18 protein-coding genes are annotated in these 15267 nt (G+C 40.2%); 13 read left to right on the top strand and 5 right to left on the bottom strand.

Annotated elements, in window-relative coordinates:
* The first annotated feature begins 28 nt into the window (after nucleotides 1-28).
* The 6 genes from rpsP to E4N80_RS08450 are packed head-to-tail and all read left to right on the top strand — an operon-like array spanning nucleotide 29 to nucleotide 3156.
* On the top strand, nucleotides 29-274 hold the full coding sequence (gene rpsP, locus E4N80_RS08475; RefSeq protein ID WP_002670213.1) for a 30S ribosomal protein S16: 246 nt from the start codon (nucleotides 29-31) through the stop codon (nucleotides 272-274).
* A gap of 36 nt (nucleotides 275-310) precedes the next feature.
* Nucleotides 311-544: a KH domain-containing protein gene (locus E4N80_RS08470; protein ID WP_002670215.1), complete on the top strand. Its 234-nt coding sequence runs from the start codon at nucleotides 311-313 to the stop codon at nucleotides 542-544.
* 2 nt (nucleotides 545-546) lie between these two features.
* Nucleotides 547-1086: a ribosome maturation factor RimM gene (rimM, locus tag E4N80_RS08465; protein ID WP_253698827.1), complete on the top strand. Its 540-nt coding sequence runs from the start codon at nucleotides 547-549 to the stop codon at nucleotides 1084-1086.
* Nucleotides 1083-1814 (top strand): tRNA (guanosine(37)-N1)-methyltransferase TrmD, encoded by a 732-nt coding sequence (trmD, locus tag E4N80_RS08460; RefSeq protein ID WP_147624008.1) that lies wholly within the window; start codon nucleotides 1083-1085, stop codon nucleotides 1812-1814. Before rimM ends, trmD begins: the two co-directional genes overlap by 4 nt.
* Nucleotides 1807-2166 (top strand): 50S ribosomal protein L19, encoded by a 360-nt coding sequence (gene rplS / locus E4N80_RS08455; protein WP_002670222.1) that lies wholly within the window; start codon nucleotides 1807-1809, stop codon nucleotides 2164-2166. The genes trmD and rplS overlap by 8 nt, the downstream gene beginning before the upstream one ends.
* A gap of 36 nt (nucleotides 2167-2202) precedes the next feature.
* Nucleotides 2203-3156, top strand: coding sequence for a TP0910 N-terminal domain-containing protein (locus tag E4N80_RS08450; RefSeq protein ID WP_253698825.1), 954 nt, complete (start codon nucleotides 2203-2205; stop codon nucleotides 3154-3156).
* Here E4N80_RS08450 and E4N80_RS08445 read toward each other — a convergent pair.
* Together E4N80_RS08445 and E4N80_RS08440 are read right to left on the bottom strand one after the other, a co-directional pair.
* On the bottom strand, nucleotides 3136-3564 hold the full coding sequence (locus E4N80_RS08445) for a PIN domain-containing protein (RefSeq protein ID WP_253698824.1): 429 nt from the start codon (nucleotides 3562-3564) through the stop codon (nucleotides 3136-3138). The two genes, E4N80_RS08450 and E4N80_RS08445, sit on opposite strands and share 21 nt — an antisense overlap.
* Entirely contained in the window at nucleotides 3545-3787 is a 243-nt protein-coding gene (locus E4N80_RS08440; protein ID WP_253698822.1) for a DUF6364 family protein, read from the bottom strand. Before E4N80_RS08440 ends, E4N80_RS08445 begins: the two co-directional genes overlap by 20 nt.
* Before the next feature lie 164 nt (nucleotides 3788-3951).
* On the opposite strand from E4N80_RS08440, the gene E4N80_RS08435 reads away from it, so the two are divergent.
* Entirely contained in the window at nucleotides 3952-4596 is a 645-nt protein-coding gene (locus E4N80_RS08435; protein WP_253698820.1) for a P13 family porin, read from the top strand.
* 77 nt (nucleotides 4597-4673) lie between these two features.
* Here E4N80_RS08435 and E4N80_RS08430 read toward each other — a convergent pair whose 3' ends face one another.
* Nucleotides 4674-6212, bottom strand: coding sequence for a hypothetical protein (locus E4N80_RS08430; protein WP_253698819.1), 1539 nt, complete (start codon nucleotides 6210-6212; stop codon nucleotides 4674-4676).
* A 194-nt stretch (nucleotides 6213-6406) separates the two neighbouring features.
* Between E4N80_RS08430 and E4N80_RS08425 the strand changes: the two genes are divergently transcribed.
* From E4N80_RS08425 to E4N80_RS08400, 6 genes are all read left to right on the top strand, one after another.
* The gene (locus E4N80_RS08425; RefSeq protein WP_002667639.1) at nucleotides 6407-6577 is read left to right on the top strand and encodes a hypothetical protein; all 171 of its coding nucleotides are present in this window, start codon (nucleotides 6407-6409) and stop codon (nucleotides 6575-6577) included.
* A gap of 110 nt (nucleotides 6578-6687) precedes the next feature.
* Nucleotides 6688-8139, top strand: a complete 1452-nt coding sequence (purF, locus tag E4N80_RS08420; RefSeq protein WP_253698818.1) for an amidophosphoribosyltransferase — start codon at nucleotides 6688-6690, stop codon at nucleotides 8137-8139.
* A 131-nt stretch (nucleotides 8140-8270) separates the two neighbouring features.
* Nucleotides 8271-9737 carry a TldD/PmbA family protein gene (locus E4N80_RS08415; protein ID WP_253698816.1) on the top strand — a complete coding sequence of 489 codons (1467 nt, stop codon included), beginning with the start codon at nucleotides 8271-8273 and terminating at the stop codon, nucleotides 9735-9737.
* Nucleotides 9734-11068, top strand: coding sequence for a TldD/PmbA family protein (locus E4N80_RS08410; protein ID WP_253698814.1), 1335 nt, complete (start codon nucleotides 9734-9736; stop codon nucleotides 11066-11068). The genes E4N80_RS08415 and E4N80_RS08410 overlap by 4 nt, the downstream gene beginning before the upstream one ends.
* Before the next feature lie 11 nt (nucleotides 11069-11079).
* The gene (gene rpoN / locus E4N80_RS08405) at nucleotides 11080-12471 is read left to right on the top strand and encodes an RNA polymerase factor sigma-54 (protein ID WP_253698813.1); all 1392 of its coding nucleotides are present in this window, start codon (nucleotides 11080-11082) and stop codon (nucleotides 12469-12471) included.
* A 31-nt stretch (nucleotides 12472-12502) separates the two neighbouring features.
* Nucleotides 12503-13144, top strand: a complete 642-nt coding sequence (locus tag E4N80_RS08400) for an MBL fold metallo-hydrolase (RefSeq protein ID WP_253698811.1) — start codon at nucleotides 12503-12505, stop codon at nucleotides 13142-13144.
* A gap of 7 nt (nucleotides 13145-13151) precedes the next feature.
* Here E4N80_RS08400 and amrS read toward each other — a convergent pair whose 3' ends face one another.
* Nucleotides 13152-14051 (bottom strand): AmmeMemoRadiSam system radical SAM enzyme, encoded by a 900-nt coding sequence (gene amrS / locus E4N80_RS08395; RefSeq protein WP_253698809.1) that lies wholly within the window; start codon nucleotides 14049-14051, stop codon nucleotides 13152-13154.
* Between the two features lie 48 nt (nucleotides 14052-14099).
* Nucleotides 14100-15209, bottom strand: a complete 1110-nt coding sequence (locus E4N80_RS08390; RefSeq protein ID WP_253698808.1) for an L-threonine 3-dehydrogenase — start codon at nucleotides 15207-15209, stop codon at nucleotides 14100-14102.
* Nucleotides 15210-15267: the final 58 nt, after the last annotated feature.

Here is a 15267-nt window from a genome sequence, read left to right as displayed (position 1 = left end):
AATTTTGGGTTAATCCCGGGAGGTTTACGTGGTAAAAATCAGACTAAAAAGACTCGGAACTAAAAAACGCCCTTATTATCGAATTGTTGTTCAGGATGTAAGAGAACCCCGAAACGGCAAAACCATCGATGAAGTCGGCATTTATCATCCGATCGAAACGGCAGAAAAACAGATTTCTTTTGATGCCGATAAGGTTAGAAACTGGTTGGGAAAAGGCGCACAGCCCACCGACACGGTTAGACGTTTACTTAACAAAAAAGAATTCACGCTATAAGTGTAAAATCACTTGACAGGTGAAAAGGAAAACAAAATGCAAAAAGATTTAATAGAATACATTGCCAAATCCCTTGTTGACGATCCTTCCGCCGTAACGGTATCGGAAAGTGAAAACGAAAAGGGAACGGTCATTGAGCTTAAAGTAGCCTCAGGCGACATCGGCAAAGTAATCGGAAAGCAGGGAAGAATCGCAAAGTCGATCAGAACCTTGCTGAGCGCAAGTGCAGGAAAGTCGGGAAAGCGTTATTCGCTTGAAATTGTAGACTAATAATGGATTTGCTTGCAACAGGACGAATCCGCGGCACCTTCGGGGTCGAAGGATTTGTAAAAGTTGAAAGTTTTTCCGGGGAATACGAGCATTTTTTAAGTTTTGACAGAGTTTTTTTAAGTATTCTTAAGGAAAAATTAAGAGAGCAAAAATATAAAGACGGCTGGTTTGAAATTGAAGAAGTTAATTTAAGAAAGGCCGATGCTCTTGTAAAATTTAAGGGGATAGACAACCCCGAAGCCGCCAAGTGTTTGACGGGTTCGGAATTGTTTATTCCTAGGGACAAGGCAGCTCCCCTTGATGAGGGCGAAGTTTATGTCCATGATCTTTGTAATTGTAATCTTGTATGCGAAGGAACTCTTGTTGGAAAAATAACAAGTGTAGCAGAAGGCGGAGGCGGTTACCTCTTAGAAATAGCCGGCAAAACCTCCGAGGCTGCTGCGGAATCGAGCTTTTATGTTCCATTTAATAAGGAATTTATCGGAAAAATCGACTTAAAAGCCAAAACCGTGGAGCTCATGCACCGCTGGATTCTTGAATGAGATTCGATGTGCTGACCTTATTCCCCGAAATACCCGAAGCTTTTTTTAAAACTTCGATTATGGCCAAGGCTGTAGAAAAGGGAATTATTAGCTGCAACTTGGTAAACATCAGAGACTTTGCTTTCGACAAGCACCGCTCATGCGATGACATCGTTTACGGCGGAGGGGCCGGAATGTTACTTTTGCCGGAACCTTTGAGCCTCGCATTGGACTCGGTTAATGCTTCTTCAAAACGAGTAATCTATGTTACTCCGTCAGGGAAGCCTTTTAACCAAGAGCTGGCAAAAGAGCTTTCCTCAGAAGAGGCTCTCGTCTTTGTCTGCGGAAGATATGAAGGAATCGATCAGAGAATAATCGACGAGTATGTTGATGATGAAATCTCGGTCGGCGACTATGTTATGTCCTCAGGCGAGCTTGCAGCCCTAGTGATAATCGATGCGGTTTACCGCCTGATAGACGGAGTTATTTCCGGCGAGTCGCTTGAAGAAGAAAGTTTTTCAGGCTTTTTGCTTGAGTACCCGCAATATACAAGACCAAGAAATTTTAAGGGAAGAGAGGTTCCCGAAGTGCTCCTTTCAGGACACCATCTAAATATCCATAAGTGGAGGCTAAAAAAGCGTATCGAAAAAACGCTTAAAACGAGGCCCGACCTTATCGAAAAGGCAAGAAATTGCGGGATGTGGACAAAGGAAGCAGAAAAAATACTTAAGGAGTTTGAAAATGAGTGATCTGATTATGAAAATTGAAGCTCAGCAAAAGGCTGAAAACCCTCCCGTTTTCCGTGTAGGAGATACGGTTAAAGTTCACTTTAAAATCGTTGAAGGAAAGACCGAGCGAATTCAGGTTTATGAGGGCTTGGTAATCTGTTTTAAAAATTCCGGAATCGGAAGAACATTTACCGTACGGAAAAATTCTTACGGTGTAGGGGTTGAACGAGTTTTCCCCCTTCATTCACCTCGAATTGCTAAGGTTGAAGTTGTACGCCCCGGAAAGGTACGCCGAGCTAAACTTTACTATATTAGGGATAAGGTAGGTAAGGCCGCTAAGATTAAGACCCTTATCACCAAAAAGAACTCATAAATTTCGAGTTTAAACTTTTAAATCGGCAAAAAATTTGTGATTTATACGGACGGTACAAAAGTTTTTTTTACCGCCTCAAGACGGGCTGCCTCAGGTTCGATGAGCTTAAAAAACGGCGATATTGTAAACGCTAAAATTTTAAGCTTAAAGACGGATGGGGCAGCCCGTATTTTTTTTAACGGAAATATTTTTGAGGGGAATGTTTCAGGAAGCCTAAAGGAAGGCGACAGTCTGAAAATGAGAGTTGTCATCGACTCTGACAGAGTTCTTCTCATTCCCGAAAAAGGAGATGATGCCTCTTCTGCAAAGGACATCTTTTCTAAACTTGGACTTCCGCAAAATGAATTGACTTCAAGTATTCTTGCCTTTTTTACGGCGATAGAAAGCCGCCTTGATGAAAAATCGATAAACCGCATTTTTAACTTTTTGCACAAAAAAACGGCAGGTAAGGCATCAGGCCGAGCTTCTTTAAACGAAAAGAAAAAAAGCGCCTTTGCCGCCTCTCTTATCGAAAGCAGGGGCATTGAGCTTTCTGATGAGCTTTTTTCGCAAATCTATGAAGCCATTTTCGGCGGTGGCAGTGAAAAAAATGATGATGAGGTTTTGGAGATGATAAATCACTTAAAAGGTGAGGGGCTTCATTGGATAATCCTTCCCTTTGACAGAGAATTTGATTCTTCCAAGGCCTCAGGCTCGTTGGCTCTTCTATTGGATATAAGTTTAAAAGAACTTAAGTCTCTGGTACTTCGCTGCAATTTTAAAAATTCCGGCGAAGACGAATCTTGGATTTTTTCTTTGAAGGATAAAGAGTTTACATTTATGCGTGAAGACTCCGAGCTTTCACAAAAAGAAAAAACTGATTTGGAAAAGCTTTTTACTTCCTGCCTAACGGAAGCTGGATTTTTCGATTCGGATACTGCCTCAGTTTTTGTCCGCTATGGAGAGCCGTCAAAATACGAACCTCCTCTTTCAGTCGATGTAAGAGTTTGATACTTTTATAAAGAATTGTTCCGGCGTACAGACGTGAACTCTTGCCGATTTAAAATCGCCTAAATTTCTTGAAATTATGTAGTCAATACTATTTTTTACGGAACTTACTTCAATTACAGCATCTTCGTAATCCTTAACCGGAGAAAATAAAGCTTCTCTTAAAATTTTTTCATCAATAGGGATTATATTAAACATATCAAGAAGAGCAGAAATAATATCAGCTGCCTTGTTTTTATCTTTTTTTTCTTTTAATAAAAAATAAGATAGGGTTGTTATTTCGTGAGCAGCAATGAAACCGTATAGCTTTTTTTCGACACACATATTTATAATGTTTGCCGCTTCCTCGTGAAAATTACGTTTGTTAAGAAAATCTAAAATTATATTTAAATCAATTAGAACCTTTTTCATAAAATTCTTTCCGCAATTCTTTTTTATCCGGTATAGGGCGTTTTTCAAAGATTCCATACAAGGCGGCTGTTTTGGGGTTAAGCTTGTGTTGGTTATCGGTGTTCCGTAAATTCATAAGATATTGTTCAAATAACCTTGAAATAGATATTCCACTTTTTAGGGAGTAAAGATGGGCAAAATCTATCAGTTCATTATCGATACTTAAAGTAAGTTTTTTTGACATATTTACCTCCATACGTATTAAGTATATGTTATTACGTATTAAAAGTCAATATAAAATTATTCTAGAGATAACTTTTTTGATCGTATTTTTGTCAGATTTATTTTCGTAGGCTTGACAAAATCTTAGGGCTGGCTTAGAATTATACTATAACCGGAGGTAAAGTTATGAAAAAGATGTTTATGTTTACAGTGCTTTTGCTTATAGGTTTATATTTGTATTCCGAAGAGACTGTAAAACAAACTAAGGAAGATGATGAAAGTTTTTCTTATTATTTAACTGTGAATCAACTTATAAGTAAAAACCTTTTTAAAAACAAAGATTTAATCTCTGAATATTCTCAAAGATTAAATAATGAGCAAATTTTATTGATTCAAAAAAAATACCAAAAAGACTTGGCTGTGCCTCTTTTGTTAAATGGATTTGTCGGGTTCGGCAGCGGTAATTTTGCTTGCGGAGATATGCTGGGCGGAGGCATTCATGCCGCTATCGACGGTTTATCGGTATTATCTATGCTTACTATGCAATTTATTAATTTGGTAGATCTATTTTCCACCACTAGTTCGGACTTTCATACAGGTCTAGCCGCTTTTGATAGGAGAATGAAGATATTCAGTTATGTGGCCTATTCAGCCGGAAGTATTATGCTTGTTAACCGTATTGCTTCATTAATTACAGCGAGCTTATATGTAAAAAGGTACAACCAAACCTTAAATGATGTGTTAATAAAAAAGATACCTAAGGTTTCATTTACTCCTGTTCCTGTCATTAGTCCTGAGGGAGCAGGGCTTGCTTTGAATATAAGATTTTAGATTATTTTGACATAAAGAATTATTCCTGTTGCTCTGATTCCTAAATGAGGGAGAAGTACATAATTTATAGTTGATTTTTAAAACTTAAGCCCTTTAATCCAATCTGCGATAATAGGTTCCAAGGTTTTTATATCGAAGCCTAATTTTAATACTTGAACTCTCTGTTCTGAGATACCCCAATTTTGGTAAGGGTTATCATAGTTTTGATCAAAAAAATCGTAGATATAGTTTTCGGCATCGTTTTGTTCATTGCCGAACATGGAAATTTTTTGAACGGCGGACTTTTCGAGTACTTTTCTGATTGAAGGCCTTATTCCTTCAAAAAAGAGTCCTTTATGAATTTGATATTTATCGCCCCTCATGGTCTTAATCATTTCCGAGATTGAACCGGAAGGACGCATCTCAAGTTCATGCCTTTTATGTTCATCATTTTTTTTCTCGGGTAAAGATTTTTTATTTTGCAATGCGTTTTCTAAATTTGCTTCTTCTTTTTTAACTTTCTTTGTTTTAAGAATTATCTCTTTTTGAACATGTTCCGTTTTAGTATCTGTTGATTTTTTTATCCTTACCTTTTCAGCTTTTTTACCGGGAGCCTTTTTTTCTTTTTTCGGTTTTACTTTTTTTTCTAAAACGTCCTCTGTATCGGAAGCTTTATCAATAAGTTCTTCTTTCTTTTTTACAGGTTCTACCGAAGCTTTTACCTTAGCCCATTCTCTTTGAAGATAGAGATCTCCGCTTATGCTGTAGTAATAACCGTTTACCAAATTCAATAGGACGGCTTGTAGAATTTCTTCATCCCTCCAACTTCTAAACCTTCCGATTTTTACGGCTTGAAAAATATTGAAGTTATTGGTTCTGTATTTTCGGCTGTACAATAAAACGATATTTTCAAATCCGCCGTCAGCATAAACCGGCCAATACTTTAAGGTGTAAGCAATAACTTGATCTTCAATCCGTTTAATATCCGGAGAAATAATTATTGCATCTACTTGTTCTTTTGTAAAAACAATCTTAGAAAAGTCAAAGGTAGTGGGAGGTTTATAGGATGCCCGTTCTCTTTTTTGACGGGATAATATTTCATCTTGTTCATCCCTATAAGCCTTAACGGAAGAAAGAGTATCGGTAACATAGAGCCGTATAAGCTCTGCCGATTTTTTCATAGCAGACTGTTTAAACCCTATGATATTGGCATAGCGCGCATATTTTTCGGTAAACGAGATAGAAGCAAACCTATCGGAAGAAATAGACGACACTATTTTTTCACATTCTTGAATAACATTATAAACATCATTTGTATCAAGATTGGCTGTTTTTTCGGTAATAAAACCTATTACCTGCTTAATCTGCATGATAGTTTTTTGAGCAAGGTTGATTAAATTCTCAGTCAGTAATTCCTGAAACCTGTGTGATTTCAGCCTATATGATGACATCAGTTCATACCGCATAGAGTCATCGGGGTACTTCCGCTTTAACTTTCCATTGTATAATAAGAGAGCTTCATTCAGATGTCCGGTTTTTCTAAGTTCAAAATATCTTTCGATATCAAGATCTTCCGAAAAACTCACTTGAGGATACTCTTGTTTTAAGACTTGTTTTTCAAGTTCCGTTATTTCCATAAAAAGCCGCCGATTTTAGGTAAAAATCACAATGTAATAATATAGTAAAAAAAGAAAAAAAACAAGGTCGGATGTTGAATTTTAAAAAATAACATGGTTTTAATCTTGTTCCATATTGACATAAAATCCGTTTTTTTTTATACTTATTCGGTTGATATAACTATAATCTATAAATATTTTACTAGGAGGCAAGTATGGCTGGTGCAAGTAAAAACTCACGAACTGCTGCTGCTACTCAAAAATTTAATTGTCCCTGCGGCGGAGATATCGTATTAAAAACAATGGTCGATAACGGTAAGATTAAAAATATTGCAGAATGTTCAAAGTGTAAAAGAGTTGAACGACGACCTAAAGACTTTCATTAATCGATCAGGTTTAAAAGTTCTTAAAATGCCGAAAAAGGGAGGCTCTTTCTGTAAGATGAAAGGTCTCCCTTTGTTGTTTTTTTGATTAGATTTGAGGAGAATTTGAGAAAATGAACAAGGATGATATTTTTAAATCGAGTTTAGGGGAAGAATGCGGAATTGCAGCTGTCTGGGATTCGAACTCCTATAAGGCAGAAAATCCTGAAAGGCTTGATGACGTTGCCCGCTCGGTTTTTTATGCTCTTTTTTCTCTTCAGCACAGGGGACAAGAAGCTGCCGGAATGGCTGTTTCAAACGGAAAACATATCCGAGTCTTTAAAAAGCCGGGACTTGTTTCCAACATTTTTACCGAACACGATATATCGAACCTTCAAGGTTATGCTGCCATAGGCCACACCCGCTACTCGACTACAGGTTCTTCTTCTTTTGGAAATATCCAGCCCTTTTATATAGAAACAATGCACGGGCCTATAGCCCTTGCTCATAACGGAAACCTTGTAAACGCCCCGCATTTAAGGCAAAAACTTTTGGAAAGAGGGGTAGGTCTTTCTTCTACCTCGGATACCGAAGTTATGATTATGATGCTTGCCGCTGCCAAGGGCAATTCTTGGGCGGAGCGTATAGCTTCATGTATGCGAGAATGGGAAGGAGCTTTTTCGATTGCCGTTTTAACGGTTGAAGGAATTTACATAGCCAGAGACCCTTGGGGTTTCAGACCTCTTTGTGCCGGAAGTTTTCAGGAAGGGGTATCGGTTGCGGCAAGCGAATCTTGTGCTCTTTTAACGCTGGGCTGTAAAGATGTTACTGAGGTAAAAGCCGGTGAGATTCTAAAGCTTGTCGATAACGGAGCCGAGCTTTGTATGTGTATTCCGCCTAAGGAGCCTCTTTCCCCATGTATTTTTGAGTATGTCTATTTTGCGCGCCCCGACTCGGTTTGGAACAATGCCTCGGTTCATGTATCCCGTGTAAATTTCGGCAAGGAGCTTGCAAAAAACTCCCCCGTTGAGGCCGATATAGTTATAGCCATTCCCGACTCGTCCCGTTCGGCAGCCATAGGCTACTCCCAAGAATCGGGTATTCCATATGATGAGGGCTTTTCAAAAAACCGCTACATAGGACGCACATTTATTCAGCCTACACAAAAATTGCGTGACCAAGGCGTTGCAATGAAGTTCAATGTTCTTTCCGAAGCTATCGAAGGAAAACGCATCGTAGTGGTCGATGACAGTATTGTCCGCGGAAGTACCATGGGCCCCTTAATCAAAATGCTTAGGGGTGCGGGTGCAAAAGAAGTACACATCAGAATATCTTCTCCTCCGGTACGATACTCCTGCTTTATGGGTGTAGATATGGGAGACCCCGAAAACCTTATCGCCCACAAAAAATCGGTTGAAGAAATCAGGGAACACATCGGTGCAGACTCCTTAGTCTATCTATCCCAAGAAAGTATGCTCAAAGCGATGAAGGATGCCGGAGCAAACACCCGCTTTTGCTGTGCCTGCTTTGACGGTAAGTACCCCGTCGATGTCAGCGGCGCCGCCGATAAGAACAGCTTTGAGTAGAGAGTATTTCTAGGTCCTATTGTAACTCCATAATAAGGCTAAAGATTCCTGCTATATGTTTTTCTTTTTTTTCAATTGCAAAATTTGCCTCTTTTTGATATAATATCCCTAGTAATTATTTAGGGGGAAATATGATTTATACATCGGAAAGTCTGCTTGAAGCTGCAAAAAACGCCGTTCCTAAGGCGGAGCTTGTAACTTTACGCATTCACCGCACAAGGGATACTTTCTTTGCGGCTCAGGATGGAGCTTTTGAATCTTCCGGTTATGGGCTTGATCAGGGTTTTATGGTTGAAGTCTTGTATAAGGGGCATATTGCTTATGGGGCAAGTCAAAACATGACGCCTCAAGGGGTCGCCGAAGCTGCCTGCCAAGCTTTTAATGCCGCTCAAACCGCTTCAGCCTTTAAGATTGCCGATTTTGACAAAAATGTCAGGCCGGATACGGAATTAAAATACGAAACTCTCAGGGGTAAAAAGACCCGCCCTTCCAAAACGGAAATTTTCGATTATCTTTTTGAGATATGCAATATTTTAAAAGTCTCTGATGAGGTTATTGACACTCATGCTTATGTAAATTTAGGCGAAGAAGTAATAGAGCTTTTAAGTTCAGGCGGGGCAAAAATCTTGCAAGATTTTTACACAATAGGTTCAAGTTTCGGTGCTGCTGCCCGCCGAGGAGACATAATTCAAAGACGGACTTATAACGGTTCAGGTGCCCGTACCTTTCAGGGAGGCTATGAGTTTTTAAACTTTGCCAAATCCAAGGTAGAGGCCAAAAGAGTTGGGAATGAAGTAATAGAGCTCTTGGGAGCCGAGCCCTGTCCTTCCGACAGGCGTACTCTTGTTCTTATGCCCGACCAAATGCTTTTACAAATTCACGAAAGCGTCGGCCACCCCTTGGAAATTGACCGCATTTTAGGTGATGAAAGAAACTTTGCAGGCGGCAGTTTTATAAAGCCTGAAGATATAGGAAGCTTCCAATACGGCTCACGCCTTATGAATATCTGCTACGATCCTACAATTCCATATCAGCTTGCCACCTTTGCCGCCGACCAGACGGGAGCTCAGGCAAAGAAAACCTTTATAATCAAGGACGGAATTTTAGTCTGTGCCTTGGGAAGTCTCGAAAGTGCAGGCCGCCTCTATGCAGGTAAACCCGTTCCGCCGGACAAGATGGTCGCAAACCAAAGGGCAACCTCGTGGAACCGGCCGCCGATAGACAGAATGGCAAACCTAAACCTTGAACCGGGAACCAGCAGCTTTGATCAAATAATTTCTTCAATTGAAAAAGGAATTATTATGACATCTAACCGCTCATGGTCGATAGACGATTACCGCAATAAATTTCAATTCGGATGCGAATACGGCCAATTAATCGAAAACGGAAAAATTACCAAAACCGTACGCGACCCGAACTACCGAGGTGTATCTCAAAACTTTTGGCGAAATCTCTGTGCCGTAGGCGACAAATCCACATTCCATGTTTACGGAACGCCTAACTGCGGTAAGGGAGAGCCGAATCAGGTTATCAGTGTAGGACACGCAAGTCCTGTTTGTGCATTTTCTGATGTAGAAGTTTTTGGAGGCGGAAAATGAAAATGAGTTTTAAAGAATATTTTGAATCGATTGCCGATTTTATGCTTTCGGAACTGTTTGAGGGAGAAAAGATTTCAATTTCTTTTTCGGGCGAAAAGAGCTATTTTATGCGCTTTAGCAAGGCTAAGGTACGCCAAAACGGAATGGTTGATCAAGGTTATTTTTCTTGTACTTTTTGGAAAAAGAACCGCACTCACAATTTCCGTTTCGGTATTCAGATGAGTATGGAAAAGGATAAGAGGATGGCGGCTGATGCTCTTCAAGAAGCTAGAGACTCTATAATGCTTCTGCCCGAAGACAAATACCAGTCAATTCCCGAAGCCTCGCAAACCTCTTCGGCAATATATACGGGAAAACTTTTGCCCGAAGATAAGATACCCGAAACTATTTTATCTCCCGTTAAAGATCTTGACTTTGCAGGCCTTTATTCTCAGGGCGTTATTTGTAAGGGTGTTATAACTTCCGCAGGGGCAAGCCATTGGTTTCAGACCGAAACCTTTGTTTTGGATTATTCGGTTTGGCTCGAAAACGGCCGCGGTATAAAATCTCTTTATTCGGGAACGGAATGGAGTGATGCTCAATATAAGCTAAAGATAGAGCAAGCTCGAAAGGGCTTGGAGGTTTTACACACGCCTCAAAAAAAATTAGCTCCGGGAAAATACAAGGCATTTATAAGTGCCGATGCTCTTCTTGATGTGACTGACTTTTTTTCGTGGAACGGCTTTAGCGAAAGGAGCATGCAGCAAGGCTCAAGTGCTTACCTTGCCTTAAAAGAGGGAAGAGAGCATTTTTCCGATAAGTTTAATTTGACTCAGGACTTTTCGCTTGGGCTTGAGCCTGCCTTTAACTCAAACGGAGAGTTGGCTCCCGAAAAATTAAGCATAATCGAAAAAGGTAAACTTAAAAATACCTTGGTCAGTTTAAGAACCGAAACCCAGTACGGGGTAAAATCCAACGGCGCTCCTTTAAGCGAGAGTATGCGTTCAATAGTTATCGGAACGGGAAACTTAAACGAAGCTGATGCCGTAAAAGAGCTGGGTACGGGTATTTATATTTCAAACTTTAACTACCTAAACTGGAGCGATACCTCATCGGCCCGCGTTACGGGAATGACCCGCTTTGCCTGCCTTTGGGTAGAAGACGGAAAAATCGTTGCCCCCATTGCCGATATGCGTTGGGACGAATCCTTGTACAATATGTTCGGGGAAAACCTTTTGGCCGTAACAAAGGAAAGCCGCATCTTTGCAAACACCGGCACTTACGGCAGAAGAAGCACAGGAGGAGCTTCGCTTCCCGGCATCTTGGTAAAGGATTTTAACTGCACGCTCTAAGGTAAAAATAAATGTTATTAAAGCAAAGGCAGCAGCAGATTCTATCTCAAAAAATGGTGATGAACCAGCAGATGCTGAATGCTGTTGCCCTGCTTAATTTATCGAGCGAAGAACTTCAGGAAGAGGTAATAAAAGAAGTAAAGCGGAATCCTGCCCTTATTTTTAAAACCTCTTCCCGAGTGAGTGCTGCTTCCGCTGAAGAAGGGGATAAGCATCAAAGCTTTTTGGAGAGCATCGAAGATGATTCCCGCAAAACCCTTCAAGCTCATCTTATTGAACAAGCCGGAGAATCGATTGCGGACGAGTATGTCTTAGATGCGGCAATGCTCATAATTCAAAATTTGGATCAAAACGGTTTTTATTGGGTCCCTCTTGAAGAACTCTTTGCAGATCTGCTTGCCGAAAAAAAAATAAACCATGCGGAAATAAAAAAAGCCCTTAACATTGTCAGGCGTTTTGAACCGATAGGCTGCGCCTGTTCCGGTTTTAAAGAATCGCTTATTGTGCAGGCCGGAATCCTTTGCGAGTCGCCCAAAACGTATGAAATCCTTGATATTTATAAAATCATACATTCTCTTTGTGTAAAAATAATAAAAGAACACTATGAAATTCTTGTTTTTGTTTCCGATTTAAAACTTTTTATAAAAAAACTTGCTCAAAAAAAAATCCTTATAGATTTGGAAACAGCAGAAGAACTTGCAGAATTGATAAGAGCCTTAAACCCTAAGCCGGGGCTTGCCTATTCACGCAAAGGAGACGGCGAAAAATTTATTACACCGATTGCCGAGATAAAACGGGAAGGAAATGAGCTTAAGATTATAATAAATGATGAAGAAGTTCCTGCCTTGGAGATTTCACCCGAATATGAAAGAATAAAAGATTCGGGTTCAAAAGAAGAAAAAAAAGAGGCTTCGGAGTTTTTAAACAAGGCTGCTCTTTTTATGAATGTGCTTGCCTACCGCAATCAGACTATACTAAAAGTCTTAACTGCCCTTGTAAATTTTCAAGAGGCCTTTTTTTTAGGCCGCCCCTGCAAACCGTCCTCTGAAGGGGAAAGTGAAAAAATGCAGGCAGGGTATTTAAGGCCCTTAAAACAAATCGATATTGCAGAAATTGTGGGCTTAAGCCCTTCTACCGTTTCGAGAGTTTCAAACCAAAAGTATATAAGATGTGAGTGGGGGCTTTTTGAAATTAAAGACCTATTTTCGCCGGAAGTAAACGGCGGCCTTTCAAAAGACTTTGTAGAAAAAGCCATACAAGAAATCATCGAATCGGATACCGAAAAAAAAACCGATGCCCGTATTTCTCAAATCTTAAAAGAACGCGGAATCGATATCGCCGTGCGAACTGTAAATAAGTACCGCAAAGAAATAGGCCTTCCTTCTTCTTATCATCGCAATTGACATTTTTACAAAATTGCCGTATAAAAAAGATATGGAAATTACGGAGATTTATACCGGCCCGCTTTTTGTAAAAACTTGGGCTCTTCCCTTGGATAAAAAAACGGTTCTCCTCGTTGATCCGGGCGGCACGGATGAGGAATTGATGGAATACCTAAAAAACAAGAATGCAGAAAGACTCGAAATTATGCTTACCCACGGACATTTTGACCATGTGGGCGGCGTGCCCGAGCTTATGCTAAAATATCCCGATTCTTCTTTATGGATTCATCATGCAGATGCAGACTATTTGGGCAAAAACGGAAAAGAAAAGCATATTGCGTGTTTTAGTCAAATCCGTGCAGAAAGATATATAAAAGCTTTGAAATACGATTTTCCGGAGCCTACTGCCTTGTTAAAAGACGGAGATATTGTAAACGGTTTTAAGGTTTTATATACTCCCGGGCATACAGAAGGCTCGGTTTGCTTTTGGAATGAGGAAGCAAAAGTCCTCTTTTCGGGAGATACCCTTTTTTACCGCTCTCATGGAAGAACAGACCTTTTGGGCGGAGACGATCAGAAGATGAAGGCTTCACTAAAATCTCTTTTAAATTTGCCTGATGAAACTACCGTTTATCCCGGACACGGTTCCAATACCTCGATAGGTGCTGAAAGGGTCTGGATAGAAAAGATTTAGATGAATCTTAAATATTCCCCGGATAAACATATTTTAAATTTCTTTGAGCCGTCTTACATAGGCGCCTGATTGTTTCAGGTCTTGTGGGAGTCTTATCCCTCATTTTGTAGGCAGGATAGAAGGCCGAGATATGAAGGGGTATGTCGGGTCTTATTTTTGAAAGCATTTGGGAGAGGGCTTCCATTTCATCATCGCCGCTGTTATATCCTTCTATAACCAAGCAGGTAACTTCAAGATGAATTTCTGAAGCTGCTTTTTTTATAGTGTTTATTACAGGTTCTATTTTTCCTTTACAGACCTTGGTATAAAACTGCGGGGAAAATGACTTTAGATCGATATTCATAGCGTCAACCATAGGAAGAATTTTATGTAAGGGTTCTTCTTCGATAAAGCCGTTTGTTACAAGCACTGTTTTTAAATCTTTTTCTTTTGCAAGCGGGAGAACATCCTTTATATACTCATACCAAACCGTAGGCTCGTTATAAGTAAAAGCTATGCCGATAGAGGGCGTTTTTAAAACAGCCCCAATCAGCTCCTCAGGACTGACCTCATCCCGATAATTGTTAGGTTTCTTTTCTGTTTTTTCCTCTATTGGAACGGAATGAACGAGGGAATGGTTTTGACAAAATAGGCAGTCAAAGTTACAGCCGAATGTTCCTACCGAGAAGATATAGGATGAAGGGTAAAACCTGTATAGGGGCTTTTTTTCGATTGGGTCGAGAGCTGCTCCCAAAACCTTGCCGTAGTTTAAGCTGTAAAGTTTTCCGCCTATGTTTTTGCGGCTAAGGCATCGGGAGCTTTGTCCTTCTTTTATAAGGCATCTGTGAGGGCATAAAAGGCAGCGTATTTTATCGTCTTCATTTTCTAAAAAAGAAGATTCGTTTTTCCAAAATTCCGCTTCTTTCATAGCCCTCCTAAAGTTCTTTTAAAAAACTATTTTTTTAAAAGTCAAGGTTTACTTCTTTTTTGCAGTTCCCTTTGAAGGTTTGGCTGCCGGTTTCTTTGCAGCTGCCTTGGGAGCCTTTTTTGCAGGCTTCGCCGGTTTTTTAGCGGCAGGAGCCTTAGCTGTGCCTACCTTTACTGCGGCAGGTTTTGCATTCGGAAGCTCGATTCCGAGTTTTTCGCTCAATTTTTCGAGCATATCCTTTGTCATGCTTTCAAGGTTGTACTTGGGTTTCCAACCCCATTCTTTTTTGGCACAAGAATCATCGAGGGAGTTGGGCCAAGAATTTGCTATAGCCTGACGAACGGGATCGACATCATAGCTCATCTTAAATTTGGGAATGTGTTTTTTGATTTCTTCAGCTATCGTTTCGGGAGCAAAGCTCATAGCCGTGATATTAAAGGCATTCCTGTGTTTTAATTTTGCAGGGTCTGCTTCAAGAAGTTTAAAGATAGCGTTTAAGGCATCGGGCATGTACATCATGTCCATAAGAGTTCCTTTTTTGATAAAGGAAGTATAGGCGCCTTGCTTTAAGGCTTCATAGTAGATATGAACAGCGTAGTCGGTTGTTCCGCCGCCGGGGAGGGCCTCATAGGAGATAAGGCCGGGGAAGCGTACACCTCTTGTGTCTACGCCGAATTTTTGGTGATAGTAATCGCACAAAAGTTCTCCGGCAACCTTTGTAACACCGTACATTGAGGTAGGCCTCTGGATTGTATCCTGCGGAGTCTTATCGGCAGGGGTCGAGGGGCCGAAGGCTGCGATCGAGCTGGGTACAAAAAGAGAATATTTTTGTTCTCGTGAAAGTTCCAACATATTGTGTAAACCTGTAAGGTTAATCTGATATGCTAATTGAGGATTTTTTTCGGCAACGGCTGAAAGAAGGGCTGCAAGGTGGATGATCGTGTTGACCTTATATTTTTTGCAAACCTCAAGAGTTTTTTTGCCGTCAAGGACATCGAGCTTTTCAAAGGGACCGCTTCCAATAACCTTGGGTACATCTTTTTTTTCGATATCGGAAGCTATAACATTGTCGTTTCCGTACTCTTTTCTTAAAAACATAACCAATTCACTTCCGATCTGTCCGAGTGAACCGGTAACCAAAATTTTTCTTTTAGTCATACTATCTCCTTTTTTTTGCAGTATGTATTCCTGCTAAAAAATCTATTTTTAATTTTAC

This window comes from Treponema denticola (genome assembly GCF_024181605.1).
Classification (GTDB): Bacteria; Spirochaetota; Spirochaetia; order Treponematales; family Treponemataceae; genus Treponema_B; species Treponema_B denticola_B.
Note: the sequence above shows the minus strand (reverse complement) of the source record. Positions and strands in the feature narration are given on the sequence as shown.